The sequence below is a fragment of the Streptosporangium jomthongense genome, assembly GCF_042650425.1.
Classification (GTDB): Bacteria; Actinomycetota; Actinomycetes; order Streptosporangiales; family Streptosporangiaceae; genus Streptosporangium.
On record NZ_JBHSBC010000010.1, the window covers coordinates 1 to 13,871 of the forward strand.

Annotated in this window: 20 protein-coding genes; 9 read left to right on the forward strand and 11 right to left on the reverse strand. The window is 68.4% G+C overall.

Going from position 1 to position 13,871, the window contains the following annotated elements:
• Positions 1-189 precede the first annotated feature (189 nt).
• Positions 190-948 (reverse strand): class I SAM-dependent methyltransferase, encoded by a 759-nt coding sequence (locus tag ACFOYY_RS11060; protein ID WP_386189657.1) that lies wholly within the window; start codon positions 946-948, stop codon positions 190-192.
• Between the two features lie 154 nt (positions 949-1,102).
• Between ACFOYY_RS11060 and ACFOYY_RS11065 the strand changes: the two genes are divergently transcribed.
• Together ACFOYY_RS11065 and ACFOYY_RS11070 are read left to right on the forward strand one after the other, a co-directional pair.
• Positions 1,103-1,705: a TetR/AcrR family transcriptional regulator gene (locus ACFOYY_RS11065; protein ID WP_386189658.1), complete on the forward strand. Its 603-nt coding sequence runs from the start codon at positions 1,103-1,105 to the stop codon at positions 1,703-1,705.
• 48 nt (positions 1,706-1,753) lie between these two features.
• Positions 1,754-2,395, forward strand: a complete 642-nt coding sequence (locus ACFOYY_RS11070; RefSeq protein WP_386189659.1) for a nucleotidyltransferase domain-containing protein — start codon at positions 1,754-1,756, stop codon at positions 2,393-2,395.
• 41 nt (positions 2,396-2,436) lie between these two features.
• Here ACFOYY_RS11070 and ACFOYY_RS11075 read toward each other — a convergent pair whose 3' ends face one another.
• The 3 genes from ACFOYY_RS11075 to ACFOYY_RS11085 form a co-directional block, all read right to left on the reverse strand.
• On the reverse strand, positions 2,437-2,649 hold the full coding sequence (locus tag ACFOYY_RS11075; protein ID WP_386189661.1) for a DUF397 domain-containing protein: 213 nt from the start codon (positions 2,647-2,649) through the stop codon (positions 2,437-2,439).
• A 362-nt stretch (positions 2,650-3,011) separates the two neighbouring features.
• Positions 3,012-3,224 carry a DUF397 domain-containing protein gene (locus tag ACFOYY_RS11080; RefSeq protein ID WP_362784176.1) on the reverse strand — a complete coding sequence of 71 codons (213 nt, stop codon included), beginning with the start codon at positions 3,222-3,224 and terminating at the stop codon, positions 3,012-3,014.
• Complete coding sequence (locus tag ACFOYY_RS11085; RefSeq protein WP_386189662.1) at positions 3,215-4,045, reverse strand: helix-turn-helix domain-containing protein; 831 nt, start codon at positions 4,043-4,045, stop codon at positions 3,215-3,217. Before ACFOYY_RS11085 ends, ACFOYY_RS11080 begins: the two co-directional genes overlap by 10 nt.
• 215 nt (positions 4,046-4,260) lie before the next feature.
• Between ACFOYY_RS11085 and ACFOYY_RS11090 the strand changes: the two genes are divergently transcribed.
• Both ACFOYY_RS11090 and ACFOYY_RS11095 read left to right on the forward strand, forming a co-directional pair.
• Positions 4,261-4,728 carry an ATP-binding protein gene (locus tag ACFOYY_RS11090; RefSeq protein WP_386189664.1) on the forward strand — a complete coding sequence of 156 codons (468 nt, stop codon included), beginning with the start codon at positions 4,261-4,263 and terminating at the stop codon, positions 4,726-4,728.
• 167 nt (positions 4,729-4,895) lie between these two features.
• Entirely contained in the window at positions 4,896-5,090 is a 195-nt protein-coding gene (locus ACFOYY_RS11095) for a hypothetical protein (protein WP_386189665.1), read from the forward strand.
• Between the two features lie 177 nt (positions 5,091-5,267).
• On the opposite strand, the gene ACFOYY_RS11100 is transcribed toward ACFOYY_RS11095, so the two are convergent.
• A complete protein-coding gene (locus ACFOYY_RS11100; RefSeq protein WP_386189666.1) occupies positions 5,268-5,864 on the reverse strand; it encodes a dihydrofolate reductase family protein in 597 nt (198 codons plus the stop codon).
• Between the two features lie 170 nt (positions 5,865-6,034).
• Between ACFOYY_RS11100 and ACFOYY_RS11105 the strand changes: the two genes are divergently transcribed.
• From ACFOYY_RS11105 to ACFOYY_RS11115, 3 genes are read left to right on the forward strand one after another with little or no spacing between them, the layout of a single operon-like run.
• On the forward strand, positions 6,035-6,778 hold the full coding sequence (locus tag ACFOYY_RS11105) for a CPBP family intramembrane glutamic endopeptidase (RefSeq protein WP_386189667.1): 744 nt from the start codon (positions 6,035-6,037) through the stop codon (positions 6,776-6,778).
• Between the two features lie 14 nt (positions 6,779-6,792).
• Entirely contained in the window at positions 6,793-7,143 is a 351-nt protein-coding gene (locus ACFOYY_RS11110) for a PadR family transcriptional regulator (RefSeq protein WP_352015415.1), read from the forward strand.
• Positions 7,140-7,898 (forward strand): hypothetical protein, encoded by a 759-nt coding sequence (locus ACFOYY_RS11115; protein ID WP_386189668.1) that lies wholly within the window; start codon positions 7,140-7,142, stop codon positions 7,896-7,898. Before ACFOYY_RS11110 ends, ACFOYY_RS11115 begins: the two co-directional genes overlap by 4 nt.
• Before the next feature lie 6 nt (positions 7,899-7,904).
• Here the strand turns inward: ACFOYY_RS11115 and ACFOYY_RS11120 are convergent, their stop codons facing one another.
• The 4 genes from ACFOYY_RS11120 to ACFOYY_RS11135 form a co-directional block, all read right to left on the reverse strand.
• Entirely contained in the window at positions 7,905-8,768 is an 864-nt protein-coding gene (locus tag ACFOYY_RS11120) for a class I SAM-dependent methyltransferase (RefSeq protein WP_386189670.1), read from the reverse strand.
• Positions 8,769-9,078: 310 nt separating this feature from the next.
• Positions 9,079-9,264, reverse strand: coding sequence for a hypothetical protein (locus ACFOYY_RS11125; protein ID WP_386189672.1), 186 nt, complete (start codon positions 9,262-9,264; stop codon positions 9,079-9,081).
• A 344-nt stretch (positions 9,265-9,608) separates the two neighbouring features.
• Positions 9,609-9,806, reverse strand: a complete 198-nt coding sequence (locus ACFOYY_RS11130) for a ferredoxin (RefSeq protein ID WP_352015502.1) — start codon at positions 9,804-9,806, stop codon at positions 9,609-9,611.
• Positions 9,807-9,881: 75 nt separating this feature from the next.
• Complete coding sequence (locus ACFOYY_RS11135; protein WP_352015411.1) at positions 9,882-11,093, reverse strand: cytochrome P450; 1,212 nt, start codon at positions 11,091-11,093, stop codon at positions 9,882-9,884.
• Positions 11,094-11,241: 148 nt separating this feature from the next.
• On the opposite strand from ACFOYY_RS11135, the gene ACFOYY_RS11140 reads away from it, so the two are divergent.
• A complete protein-coding gene (locus tag ACFOYY_RS11140; RefSeq protein ID WP_386189673.1) occupies positions 11,242-11,886 on the forward strand; it encodes a TetR/AcrR family transcriptional regulator in 645 nt (214 codons plus the stop codon).
• 5 nt (positions 11,887-11,891) lie between these two features.
• Here the strand turns inward: ACFOYY_RS11140 and ACFOYY_RS11145 are convergent, their stop codons facing one another.
• Positions 11,892-12,365 carry an RrF2 family transcriptional regulator gene (locus ACFOYY_RS11145; protein WP_352015409.1) on the reverse strand — a complete coding sequence of 158 codons (474 nt, stop codon included), beginning with the start codon at positions 12,363-12,365 and terminating at the stop codon, positions 11,892-11,894.
• 80 nt (positions 12,366-12,445) lie between these two features.
• Here ACFOYY_RS11145 and ACFOYY_RS11150 point away from each other — a divergent pair, with 80 nt between their 5' ends.
• The gene (locus tag ACFOYY_RS11150; RefSeq protein ID WP_386189675.1) at positions 12,446-13,207 is read left to right on the forward strand and encodes an SDR family oxidoreductase; all 762 of its coding nucleotides are present in this window, start codon (positions 12,446-12,448) and stop codon (positions 13,205-13,207) included.
• On the opposite strand, the gene ACFOYY_RS11155 is transcribed toward ACFOYY_RS11150, so the two are convergent.
• Entirely contained in the window at positions 13,192-13,776 is a 585-nt protein-coding gene (locus ACFOYY_RS11155) for a hypothetical protein (protein ID WP_352015407.1), read from the reverse strand. The genes ACFOYY_RS11150 and ACFOYY_RS11155 overlap by 16 nt on opposite strands.
• Positions 13,777-13,871 lie beyond the last annotated feature (95 nt).

Genomic DNA, 13,871 nt, shown 5'->3' on the forward strand with positions numbered 1-13,871 from the left:
ATCGCCTACGACCACTAGCCGGACATAGGACTTACTCGTCTAGATCCGACGCCGTTCGGTCAGAGCCGGGGCGGCGGTTTCAAGGACCGGCGGGGATCCGGAAAGCCACAAGGCCGGACTCCGTCTTCGCGGCTCGATCACGTGGCTGAAGCTCCTCACCACAACCACATGATCCGAACCCCGAACGGCTCAGGGGGACAGGGACGCGGTGACGGCCATCGTGGTGTAGGTCATGGTGAAACCGCCTCCGATGGCGTCGATGGCGGCTCCGACGTCCTGAAGGATCTCGGCCAGCCTGTCCGGGGGGAGCCGGGTGAGCACGCCGGTGGTGGGGAGCAGGTCGAGCCAGTCGGCACGGCTGTAGTGGTGCTCCCAGTCGAACCGCAGCTGTTCCGGCTCGCCGAACACGGCCGCCTTCCTGATGCCGTCGGCGAACGTCGTGAACATCGTCCGGTAGACGTCCCTGGCCGGTTTCGGTGACGCGGCGCCGAGCGGCGAGTCGGGCACGGCCTTCCCGAAGGCCGTGGCGAACGCCTCGGCGACAGGGGGTGGCGCGTCGTAGGCGTGGGCGAACACCGCGAGCAGGCCACCGGGACGCAGCACCCGCGCCGCCTTGGCCGCGCCCACGGCCGGGTCGACCCAGTGCCAGGACTGCCCCGCGACGACCGCGTCGAAGGTACGGCCCGCCGCGTCCCAGTCCTCGAAGGTCGCGACCTCGACCTCGACCCCGGTACGGCGGGCGAACTCGGCCATTCGCACGTCCGGCTCGACCCCCAGCACCTCGCACCCGGCCTCCAGGAACTGACGGGCCTCGATGCCGGTGCCGCAGCCGACGTCGAGGATGTGGGGGCCGGGGCTGTCGGCGATGATCCGCCGCACCAGGGCGTCAGGGTAGGCGGGCCGGGCACGGTCGTAGCGTTCGGCGTCGACGCCGAACGACTCGGCCATCTGCCTGGCCTTATGGGCTTCGTTCCGCTGGGGCTCCGGTTGCTCTCGCATTAGAGTGGGCATGCGCCCACCATAGTGGGCGCATGCCCACTCGACAATCGGGTTACGGTTCGCGGTAAGCGAAGAAGGGTTCGAGGAGAAGGAGGGGCCGGAGATGCCGACCGGGGTGGCCCTTCGGGACGTACGGCAGCAGCTGTTCGACGCCGCCGAGCGGGTCCTGCTCCAGGACGGCGCGAACGGCCTGACCAGCCGGGCCGTCACGACGGAGGCGGGTGTCGCCAAGGGGGTCCTGCACCGGCACTTCGAGGACTTCGACGCCTTCCTCGCCGACCTCGTCCGGGACCGCGTCACCCGGCTTGAGGGTCAGGCCGCGACCCTGCGCGACTCGGCCGGGACCGGAGACGTCGCGGGCAACCTGACCGGGGCGTTGGTCGACCTGTTCGACCCGGTCGCCGTGGGGATCGTCGGGCTCGTCATCTTCCGCGACGAACTACGCGCCCGGCTGCGTCAGGACCGACCGGCTCCCGGCATCCCGGTCCTGACGGACGCCGCGACCATGGTCGCCGGCTACCTCGGGGAGGAGCGCGAGATGGGCCGCATCGCGGTGGACGCCGACGCGGACGCGCTCGCGCTCTCCCTGGTCGGCGCCGGGCACCTGCTGTTCGCCGACCGGGGGAGAACAGCCCCGGGACCCGAGGAGGTCGGCAGGGTCGTGAACGCCGTCCTCGCCGACGTCATACAGAGACGCCTGCTGTGAACGGGGCTATCGCCTTTCTTGAGGACCCCCGTTGTCAGGCTCCTTTCGGTGAGTGAGCGACCGCTCGACGGCGGCATGAAGCTGTCGCCCGCCGAGATCGAGGCCCTCGATGCCAGGTGGGCGTCCTGTTGGACGCCTGGTGAGGTGGCGCGGCGGCTGGTCGGGGTCTCCGCGACCTGGTGTGTGGCTGCGGGCTGGGCGCTGGACCTGTTCCGTGGTATGCGGACACGTGAGCACGGGGACGTCGAGATCGCGGTTCCCGCCGCCGACTTTCCCGAGGTCCGTGCCCGCTTTCCCGGGTACGCCCTTGACGCGGTCAGCAGCGGCACCCTCTGGGAGAACGCCACGGCGGACGTCCTGGCCGCCACACATCAGACCTGGCTTCGTGAGCCGTTCACCGGCGACTATCTGCTCGACGTCTTCCGGGAACCACATGACGGGAACACCTGGATCTGCCGCCACGACGAGACGGTCCGGCTTCCCTACGAGGACATCATCGACCACAGTCCGGACGGGATTCCGTACCTGGTGCCCGAACTGGTGCTGCTGTTCAAGGCCAAGCACGCTCGCCCCAAGGACCACCGAGACTTCCACGGCACCGTCCCGCACATGACCCCGGCCCGACGCCGGAGGCTGGGCGAACTCCTCGCCCACACCTACCCGGGACACCCCTGGCTCGCGGGTCTGTAACCCGCCTCACGCGGCTTCAACCGTGGCCCGCGAGGTGGGGGTCAGAAGTCGAATTCGCCGTTTTTGGCGCCGTGGATGAAGGCGTGCCAGACGGTGGCGCGTACGACGTAGGGGGGCTGGTCGGGGGTTTCGGTGTCGCGGATGGCGACGCGGCTTTCGGAGAGGGGGGCGACCTCAAGGCAGTTGCCGCCGTTCTCGCCGCTCTTGGTGGCCTTGCGCCATTGGGCGTTTCTCAGCTCTTCGCTCAGGTTCATTCTCAGGAACCTCCTCTGACTTCGGATCGGCTCGCTGCTGAGGCGTCCGGTGCTGCGGGCGTTCGTCGAGCTTCTTCATCCTGAATCCGCAGCTCAGAACGGTCAACAGGTCGTGGAGAACGCGCGATTCGGCACCGGGCGGACCGCCGGGCGTTTCAGCTCGGTCCGGGCAGTCCTGCGCCGACCACCTTGGGGCACCTGGTGCGGAGGGTGAGAAAAGGCTCGTTGTTTGGTGAGTGAATGGGTTTCCGGTGGGGGCGCCGTCCGGGGGTGGGCGGTGCCCCCTTTTTGTTCGCTGTACGGCTCGCGGTTGTTTCGGGATGCCCTGTGGATGATGGGAACCGAGGTCCGCGAGGTGGGGGTTAGAAGTCGAATTCGCCGTTTTTGGCGCCGTGGATGAAGGCGTCCCAGACGGCGGCGCGTACGACGTAGGGGGCCTGGTCGGGGGCTTCGGTGTCGCGGATGGCGACGCGGCCCCCGGAGAGGGGGGCGACCTCAAGGCAGTTGCCGCCATTGGCTCCGCTCTTGGTCGCCTTCCGCCAGGAAGCTCTGGCTAGTTCTTCGCTCAGGTCCATCTTTTGAGCATCTCCTTCATTATGCTGATCGATCCCCGCTGAGACTCTGCCTCGGATCGTAGTGATGAGTAGTTGGCGGAGATTTCTCGGACGATTTCCGGGGCGTCGGTGATTCGAGCCATCCCGGGCGATTCTAGGTACACCTTGTCCGCCTCCCCGGGGATCTGGGCGATGACGAACCCGCCCAAGAGTCCGTACGTGGAGCCCTGGGCTACGGGGACAATCTGTACCCGGATGCGAGGAGACTTTACCGCCTCTAGCAGGCGCTCTACCTGACGGCGCATGACGTCCTTGCCGCCGATAGGGCGCATCAGGACGGTCTCGTCCATTACTACCCACAGCAAGGGGGCATTCGAGGTTTGCAGGATGGACTGTCTGCCCATCCTGAGCTTCGTCAGCTCCTCTACCTGCTCTTCATTGGTCATGACGTTGCCGCTGATTACCGCATGGGCATACTCGGCGGTCTGAAGTAGGCCGGGTACGACGAGGGGCTCCCAGGACTGGATCGAGGCGGCAAGAGCCTCGACCTCCATCCAGGAGCGGAACCAGGTGGGGGCTCCACGTACTTCGGCGACGACCTCTTTGAACATGTCAATCAGTGCGCCCTTCGTCCCCAACACCTGGTCGCACTGCTGGATGAACATCTCGGACGGGCGGCGGCCTGCGCGCTCCACCTGACCAACCTGGCTGTGGCTGTAGGAGACGCGGTCGGCGAGCTGTTCCTGGGTGAAGCCTGAGGCCTCTCGGTAGCGGCGGAGTGCCAGGCCGAGGGCGGCGAGCGGGGTCTTCGGGTTGGGGTCGAGCTTCTTCGGGGCAGGCACGGACCCTCCTGATACCGAGGTGCTACAGATACGACATACAGATTCCGTGCAACCGTCTAATAGGTGTGCGCGGAATTCCCATTCAGAAGGTAACCGGTTGACGGCAATCTGGGAACCGCCCAAGGAAATACAAGGGCACAGTCAAGGACCCCGTCGTACGGCTCAGCAGATATTTGCGTCATAGCCGGGCGGTCTGGAGAAGGTGGGTGATTCCTATGGCAAACGGACAATGCTGGCGGGAAAAGACCCTGGGGGATTTCGTGCTGGAAAGGGACCCGGCGTCGGTTCCGGCTGCCAGGGAAAGGGCTCTGAAGATTATCGGGGAGGACTGTTCCGTACGGGACGACGTTCTTCTTGTGGTCTCCGAGCTGGTGACCAACGCGATCCGGCACCCGGAGCTGACCGGGCAGGTCCACGTCACCCTGACGACGGGCATGGGGCTGCTCATCGTGGAGGTTCGCGACCCCGGCACCTGGTACGAGGCGCCCAGGGTCGTGCCACCGTACGACCCGCTCGCCGTCGGGGGCAGGGGGTTGCTCCTGGTCGCGCTGCTGTGCGGGGGACGGTGGGGGACCTACGTCATCGGAGGTGGTGAGCGAATCGTGTGGGCCGCCGTACCCGTGACGGCGTGGGCCCCGCGCGCGCAGGAGGTGATCGCCGCCCGCAGGCGGCTGGTGGCCTGAGACCGGCCACCTCTCAGAACGACCCCGCTGGGGGTGCCTGCGGGCCGGGCCGGGCCCGCCTGGCTCCGCGTCGCGGAGCCCCTCCCACCGGGGTCCCATCCCTCTCCGGAAAACCAGAAGCCGGAGAAACCAGAAGAGCCAGAAGAGCCGGAGAAACCGGAGGGTCCATGTCCTCGAAGACCAAGAGCCTGATCGAGTTCGCCGCCGCCGTCGTGTTCGTCGTCGGGCTGCCGGCCTTTTCCATCTGGGCCGTTTCTGAGCCGGCCGCGATTTCCGTGCCGCTCCTTTTTCTCCTGGCGGTGCTGAGCGTTTCCGCGCTCATCGCGGTCCTCAAGCCGCCGAGTCGCGGGCGGCGCTGGTAAGAACTCCCCGGTAGGGCCTCTGGCCGACCTTCCCCCGGGGTCACGGTCCATTCCGCGAACCGTGGCGCCCTATCGGGGCAAAAACACAGCAGCCCTCTCCGACGGCATCCGGAGGGGGCTGCTGTGTTTCGTCATTCTCGGTGAAACCGGTTTCCCCCGATCACACCGAGCACCCGGTCACGCGGGTACGGCGGGGCGGTAGACGCACACCTGCGCTCCCGTGGTTGCGGTGACCAGGGAGACCAGGTCGAAGGCGCGCAGCGCGCCGTCGCCGGGGAAGATCGTCTTGCCGCCGCCGAGGATCACCGGCATGACGACGAGTCTGAGCTCGTCGACCAGGCCCTCACCGATGAGGGTGCGCGCCAGAGTGGGGCTGCCCATGACGAGCAGGTCGCCCCCGTCCTGCTCACGCAGCTTCCGGATGTGGGCCACGGCCTCCTCGCCGGGCAGGAGGCTGGTGTTCTCCCAGGTCAGCTCGTCGTCGCGGAGGGTGCGCGAGACCACGTACTTCTGGATGGAGTTCATCCGGTCGGAGAACGGGTCGCCGCCGCGCTCCGGCCAGGCCGCGGCCATCGTCTGCCAGGTGCGACGCCCGAACAGCAACGCCTGTGCCGCGGACAGCCCTTCGTCGAAGAAGCCGCCGACGACCTTGGGGTCGAAGAACGGGTGTGACCAGCCGCCGTGGGTGAAGCCGCCGTCGGTGTCTTCCTCGGGGCCGCCCGGTGCCTGCACGACGCCGTCCAGGCTCATGAACTCGCTGATCACGATGCGCATGGGTCTCGCTCCTTCGATGTGCTCTCGTCCCGCCACAGGCTATTGCCGACGATTTGGACTGTCAAGACAACTCAATTTGTCGGTAGAAAGTGGCCATCGCAATCTAGGTTGTATTCCTAACTAGGTTGCTCTACCGTTTAGGTAGCGAAGCACTTAGCGGAGGTTTCCCCATGTCGTTCACCCCTCTGGCCTTTGGGCTGTCGGCCGTACTGGTCGTCTATCTGGCCGTCGTCAGCCCTCTGACGGGCAAGCACACCTACGACCGGCTGGGCCGTACCCGTGACGAGGACCCCGGCGTCTACCGCAGGATGCTCACGATCTGGAGCGCCGAACTGTGGGCGGTGGCCGCCGTGGCGCTGGTGATCGTCGCGATCGAGCCGAACCTCGACCTGGCGGACATCGGCCTGGTGATCAACAGGCCGCCGGACACCACCCTGGGGATGGTCGTCGGTGCCGTGTTCACCATGACGGTCGTCTCGATCGCCCGCAGGTTGGCGGCGGCCAGGGGGGTCAAGACGTCCAAGGCGGCTCAGGCCGCCCTCCAGCAGAAGGCCGTCAGCCACCTGCTGCCGCGTACGAGGACCGAGCGCTGGTACGCCGCGGGACTCTCGGTGACCGCGGGCATCACCGAGGAGATCGTCTTCCGGGGGCTGCTCATCGCCGTCGGCACGGAGGCCTTCGGCCTCAGCCGGGAGGTCGCGGCGGGGCTCGCGCTCGCGGTGTTCGTCGCGGGCCACCTCTACCAGGGCTGGCGCGGCATGGTCCCGGTCGCCGTGGCCGGCCTCAGCCTGACCTTCCTCTACTTCAGGACCGGCGACCTGCTCCTGCCGATCCTGGTCCACGCGATGATCGACCTGTTCGCTCTCACGTTCTCCAGGCGGCAGCGGACCGAGCTGGTCAGGGAAGCGGCATAGGTAGGATCGCGACCGTGACGAGCGACCGACGTGCGAGCTGGCTCAAGGGCGTTCTCGACCTGCTGGTCCTGGCCAGCCTGACGTCCGGGGAGAACTACGGCTACGAGATCGCCAAGGACCTGGCCGAGTCGGGCCTGGGCCAGATCAAGGGCGGCACCCTCTACCCGGTGCTCAACCGGCTTGAGGAGGCGGGGCTGGTCACCGCCGAGTTCCGGGTCACCGAGCGCGGGCCGGGACGCCGCTACTACCGGCTCACCGACCAGGGCAGGCGGACGCTCGCCGAGCAGAGCGGTCTCTGGCTGAGTTTCGACGAGTCCGTGCGCGCCGTACTCGGCAGGGGCGGTGCGGAGGAGGTGTCACGATGAACGGTTACTTCGAGCGGCTCACCGCCGCGATGACCGAGGCGGGCATGCCCGCGGACCGGGTCGAGGCGACCGTCGCCGACCTGCGGGCCTACCTCGCCGAGAGCGGTGGCGACCCCGAGGAGGAGTTCGGCCCGGCGGACGAGCTGGCCGCCGAACTGACCGGCGCCTCGGCCCCGCCCGTCGAGGGCGCCCAGACCTGGCGCTGGACCGCCGACCTGTTCCACGACGTCAAGATGCTCAACGAGTACGGCGCGCAGGGCTGGGAGGTCGAGAAGGTCGACGTCAAGGGCATGTTCGTCAGTGTCCGCGACCCCGAGAACTCCCAGCAGTGGGAGTACCGCAGGGAGACGCGCCGCCCCGGCCTCGTCGAGTCGCTCGCCCCCGACGGCTGGGAGCCGTGCGGGACGTGGGTGTGGTTCGAGTACTTCAAGCGTCCCAGGGCCGCCAGTCTGGGACCGGCCGCCGAGCTGAGCGCCCCGCCACGGGGGCCGGGGCGGGGCTTCTTCCTCAGCCCGAGGTTCTACGCCCTGGTCGGCGTCCTCCTGGTGGCCGAGGTCGTGTTCACGGTGCTCGTGCTGGTCGTCGGAAAGGATGAGATAGGGGAGTTCGACGGCCTCGACACCCTGTTCGGCCTGTTCACCGGCGCGACCCTGGGGGTGGTCGCCGTGGTGGCGGTGCTGTGGCTGTTCAGCAGGTCGCGCGGCGGGGGCCGCGACGAGCGCGACGGCGACGGCGGGAGTCGGCGGGCACCGTAGGAGGGGTCACGCGGCGGGGGCCGGGACCACTGCGCGGACCAGGCGGCAGTTCTCCGGGGGCAGCAGCCTCTCGTTGCTCAGCCAGCTCTCCGGATCGGCGACCTCCCGCTGGCCGACGTGCTCGGCGACCGTCAGGCTGTGCTCCGCGAGCGTGGCGGACAACTTCTCGGGGGTGAAGAAGCTCAGCCAGGGCTCGCCGCGTTCCGCCGCCGCGGCCATGGCCGTCTGGCCGAAGGCGGTCGCGGTCTCGTCGCACAGGGCGGGTGGCAGGGCGTACTCCATGACCAGTTCGCTGCCGGGAGCCAGCCGGCCGACCGCCGTGAGCGTGGTGCCGACGGCCTGGGCGGTGAGGTACATGCTGACGCCGAGCCAGCTGACCAGGGCGGGTGCCGCCGGGTCGAACCCCTGGGCGACGAGCCGCTCGACGAGGTCGTCGGCCTCGAAGTCGGTCTCCACGAAGACCGGTCCGTCCTGCGGGGCGAGGCCCGCCGCCGCGAGCAGGCCGCGCTTCCAGCGCTGGGTGGCGGGGTGGTCGACCTCGAAGACCGTCACCTCGCGGGCCAGCGGTGAACGGTTGGCGAAGGTGTCCAGCCCCGCGCCGAGGATCACGTACTGCCTCATCCCGAGCCCGGCCAGTTCCGCCAGCCGAAGCTCGGTGTACCGACTACGGGTGGTGACCTGCGCGCGGACACCGGACAGGATGAGGTGCTCTCCGTAGGCGCGGTGGTAGCCGATCAGCTCCTCGGCCCGGTCGCCCAGCAGAGCCTCGGCGAGGGTGTCCTCGAAAATGAAGGGTGCTCGGTCGACCACCAGATGGGCGGCGCGGGCCGCCGCCGCCATGAGCGCGGTCTGGCTGTGCTCGTCGTTCATCGGCTGTTTCCTTTCGCGGTTTCCAAGCCGTTGAACGACGATGCTAGGCGCGTGTCCGGGTGATTGTTTCCATCATATCAGTTGAAAATTAATTTAATGTAACGGCCGGATGATGATACGGGATCACTGTTTTTTATTCGCCGGTCGGTGCCCAGGGGGAGGGTGTCCGTCCGTGCACCGGGCGTGCCGCCCTCGCCGGGGCCCCCGCGCACGAAAAACGGGGCCGCCCGGTTGGGCGGCCCCGCGGGGGGCTTGCCGTACGGCTGTGACCTCTAGGTGTTCTTCGAGGTCACAGCCATGTTGTCAAGGCTTAGAGGAAGTAGTAGACGTCGACCTTACCGTCGGAGCGGTTGGCGAAGACGGCTTCGCCGGCATGCTGAGCCGGAGCCCTGTTGACGAACGCGACCGCCGCCGCAGGGTTCGCCTGGACGATGTGCCGCCAGATCTTCGGAGCCGCTGCGAGAGCTTCCTTGCTGGCGACCTCGGAGTCACTCATTTTGTTCTGCCTTTCTGCCGATAGGCGGTCGTGGAGAGGTGGTGCAGCTCATGTATCGCACGACAGGAAAGGCGGTGTGTATGACCCCAGGGTATGTATTGCATTTCTTTTCGGCCGGTTCACTGATTGCCAGAAAGGGCAAATTCTTTTATGTGCGTCTTTGTGTGGAAATGGCGTGCCGGTCATTTGTTGCCATTGGCGGTATATGCGACCTCGGTGGGGTGTGACATGGCATTGATATGGAGACAGAAGAATGGCTACCAAGAGTAATCGATTATTAACCCTGGGTCGTGAAATGGCTCGCGGACCGAAAGCCCCGGGGCAACGGCCCCGGGGCGGGGATCTCAGTCCTCGTGGACCGTGATCGTCGAGGTCGGGCAGACGGCGGCGGCCTCACGGACCGCCCTGTGCAGCTCCTCGGCGGGCGCGGGTTCGAGCAGCACGACGATGCCGTCCTCCTCGCGCTGGTCGAAGACCTCGGGCACGGTCAACACGCACTGTCCGGCGCCGCAGCACCTCGTCTGGTCAACGCTCACTCTCAAACTCATGCCGGCTCCTCCTTCGCCGTCACGGACGTCGACGCCATGGGCGTCGCGTAACAAATGCCGCCACGGTCCTCACCACCGGACCGGCAGCTCGCTCAGCCCGCCGACGGCCAGTCCCTCGACCCGCCGCAGTTCCTCCTGGGGTACGGCCAGCTCCAGGGTGGGCAGCTTGCGCAGCAGTACCTCAAGGACCACCTGGAGTTCGGTACGGGCCAGGGCCTGACCGAGGCAGGAGTGGATCCCGGAGCCGAAGGCCAGGTGCGGGTTGGGGGAGCGGGTCATGTCCATCTCGGCCGCCGCGTCGAAGACGCCCTCGTCCCGGTTGGCCGAGGCCATGCTGCAGATCACGGTGGTGCCCCGAGGCAGGGTCGTGCCGCTGACCTCGATCTCCTCGCGCAGGTAACGCGGCAGGCCGATGCCCGCGTTGGCGTCGAGGCGCAGCGCCTCCTCGACCGCGGTGCGCACCAGCGAGGGGTCGGCCAGCAGCCGCTCCCACCGGCTCCGGTCGCTCAGCAGCATGGCGACCATCTTGCCGATCATGTTGGCGGTGGTCTCGTGCCCGGCGACCAGCAGTCCCATGCCGGTGACCACGATCTGGAGGTCGGACAGGCCGCCCTCCTCGGGAGGGCCGACCGCGATCAGCTCGCTGAGCAGGTCGTCGCCCGGCTCGGCGCGCTTGGCGGTGACGTGCTCCGACATGTACTGGAAGAACTCAAGCTGGGAGGCCTCGGTCTCCGCCTTGGTGTAGCGGGTGAGGTTGAGCAGCGCGTCCGACCAGTGGGAGAAGCGGTCCCGGTCCTCGGCGGGCACGCCGAGCATGTCGCAGATCACGTAGACCGGCAGCGGGAAGCCCAGGGCGGCCCGCAGGTCGCCGGGGGCGCCGCCGGCGACCATGTCGTCGACGAGTCGCTCGGCGATCTCGGTCATCTTGGGCCGCAGCGCGATCATCCGTTTGGCGGTGAACCACTTGGCGACCAGGCGGCGCCAGTGCTGGTGGCCCTCGCCCGTGTCGGGGACGATCTTCGTCATCTCCCCGCTGAACACCCCGTCGCCCTCCGCCGAGAGCCGGGCCGCGTCGGGCGCGTCGAGTCGTCGGGTGAAGCGGGGGTCGGCCAGCACCCGCTTGACGTCGTCGTACTTGGTGAGCAGTGTGGCCTGGTCGCCACTGGGCAGCCTCACATGGGCCACGGGACACTGCTCACGCAACCGCTCCCACTCGGCGGGCGGCTCAAGCGCCGTCTCACCGGGGAACGGGTAGTTCAGAAGCTGCTCGTCGGTAGTCACGCGGGCCTCTCCTCCGAACGGAACGGTCGATGGGGGCGCTCGCCTCGGGCGACGATGCCCGATCTTCCTCCCGTACGCCCCCTGTCATCGAACTTAACCTACATATGGAGGAAAACCTACATGTGTAGGTAGAAGGTAGATTTATCCCGTGACCACGAACAGAGACGGCAGAGCTCCCCTGGGTGATCGGCGGGTGCGCCGTACGCAGAAGGCGTTGCAGGGCGCGCTGATCGAGCTCGTCGAGGAGCGGGACCTGTCCCGCCTCAGCGTCGCCGACGTCGCGGGACGGGCGGGGGTGAGCCGTTCCACCTTCTACGACCACTACCGGGACGTCCACGAGCTGGCCGAGGCCGCCTGTACCGTGATGATCGACGAGCTGATCGGGGCCGTGCCCGGTCCCGGCGCGGTCTCGGAGGACCCGGCGCGGGACGCCCCCCAGAAGCTGCTGGCCTTCTTCACCACGCTGGCCGAGCACGCCGGGCTCTACCGCGCCCTGCTCGGGCCGAGCGGGAGCGCGCGGGTGATCGACCACATCCGCCGCCGTGCCACCGCGGCGGGATACGCCGGGGCACGTCAGGCCAGGGGCAAGGCCACAGTGGGAGCCACGGTGGAGGCCGCAGGGGAGGCCGTACGGCAGGGCGACGGAGACCCGCACGACGTGCCCGCGGCCTTCGCCGCCGGGGCGCTGGTCGGGGTGGCCGCGGACTGGCTGCAGCGCGGCTGCCCGCGCACGCCCGCCGAGATGGCCGACCTGACCTGGCCGCTGTTCACCGCCCTCTACCGCCGGGACTGAGCCCGTCAGGGCTGGGTGAGCAGCCGTGACCGGGTGCGGGCGGGAGCCGTACCGGGCAGGGTGTCCAGGACGTCGGCGAGGGAGACCCCGGCGAGACTGCTCCGCCACGCCTCGTGCGCCTCGGCCATCTTCCTGGCCAGCACGCAGGTGTCCTGGCACTGCTCGGGGGGCAGCGCCCCGCGCCCCTGCATGCGGATCTCCCGGCACTCGTACGGCGAGGCCGCTCCGCCGACCGCCTCGACGATCTGCAGGAGCGTCACCTCGGAGGCGGGCCGCGCGAGCCTGAACCCCCCTCTCGGACCCGTCGTCGCGGCCAGCACCCCCGCCTTGACGAGCAGCTGCAACTGCTTGGCGAGATAGGGCGCGGGCAGGTCGTAGTACTGAGCGAGCTGAGCCGCCGACGCGATCTCCCCCGGGAGGAGCTGCGCCAGTGACGCGGCGCAGTGCAGGACCCATTCGGTGCTCACGGGCAACTTCATGCCATGAGTCTATCTAAGACATTGCGGATCTTTTTAGTCCGAGATACCGTGCAAGTGACACCACGGGAGGAAAGGTCATCATGCGGATCGCAGTCGCCGGTGCCACCGGCAACATCGGAGCCCTCACCGTCGCCGCCCTCGAAGGCCAGGGGCACGAGGTCGTGCGCGTCAGCCGTTCACTCGGCGTCGACCTGACGACCGGAGAGGGGCTCGACACGGCCCTGACCGGGGTGGACGCCGTGGTCGACGTCACCAACGGGGGCGAAGGAGACCGGGCGGAGGCGATCGCCTACTTCGGCGCCACGACGCGCAACCTGCTGGCGGCCGAGGAACGGGCGGGCGTCCGGCACCACGTGCTGCTGTCGATCGTCGGCATCCACAAGATCGAGGGCAACGCCCACTACGCGGGCAAGCGGGAGCAGGAACGGCTCGTGTCCGAGGGGCCGGTGCCGTGGACGATCGTGCCCGCCACGCAGTTCCACGACTTCGCCGCCATGGTGGCGAGCTGGACGGAGCGGGACGGCGTCGCCACCGTCGCGCCGCTGCTGGTGCAGCCGATCGCGCCCGCCGACGTGGCCGCCGTCCTCGCCGAGGTCGTCACGGGTGAGCCCCAGGGCCGTCACCCCGACGTGGCCGGGCCGCACACGGAGGACCTGGTGGACATGGCCAGGCGCACCAACGAGGTGCTCGGCCGTAAGGTGCGGCTGGTGCCGACGTGGAAGGAGCTGTTCGGCGTCGAGATGGCCGGCGAGGTGCTGCTGCCCGGCGAGGGCGCCCGCATCGCGCCGACCACCTTCGAGGAGTGGCTTGAGCGTCTATCGGAGGATCACGGGAAGAGGTAGGCGATGTCGGCCCGGTCGTTGCCCGAGCCGAGGGCGTCCGCCTTGTACCACGCGCGGGAGCGGTTCAGGGTCGTCGCGTCGTCGTAGATCGCCCCGCCCGCGCGGTCGGACTGGTTGTTCTCCAGGGCGCTGGTGATGTCCTGCCAGCCGAAGTCGGCCAGCTGGTGGAGGCCGTACTCGTAGAAGGCGATCATGGCGCCGCCCTCGCGGTCCCACAGGGCGTGCTGGTACAGGCAGTAGTCGCCGTAGCCGCAGGCGATCCTGGCGTAGGCGGTGCGCGCGGTGGCCTTCACCGGGGTGGGGAAGGTCATGACGGCGCCCTTGTCGCTCCAGACGATCTGGTTGGCGCCCCTGCGCTGCCCGCCGTACCTGGCGATGTGCTTGTCGATCTTGCCGGTCAGGTCGGCGTCGTCGACCGAGGCGAAGTTCGTCTCCTCGGCCCGCGCGGCGGAGACGGAGGTGGTCGGGGAGGGGTCCGGTGTCGGGACGGCGGCACCGGCGGGCGCCTGGACCGTGACGGTGAGCGCGACCGCCGCGGCGGTGAGCGACAAGGCTCCTCTGGCCTTCATGTGTCCCCCTTTTGTCGGTGAGTTTTCCCCAGTGCGATTGTGCGCCGCGTCCAGGAGGAACCGACAGCTGGGAACGCGCCAAAAAGCACGGATTC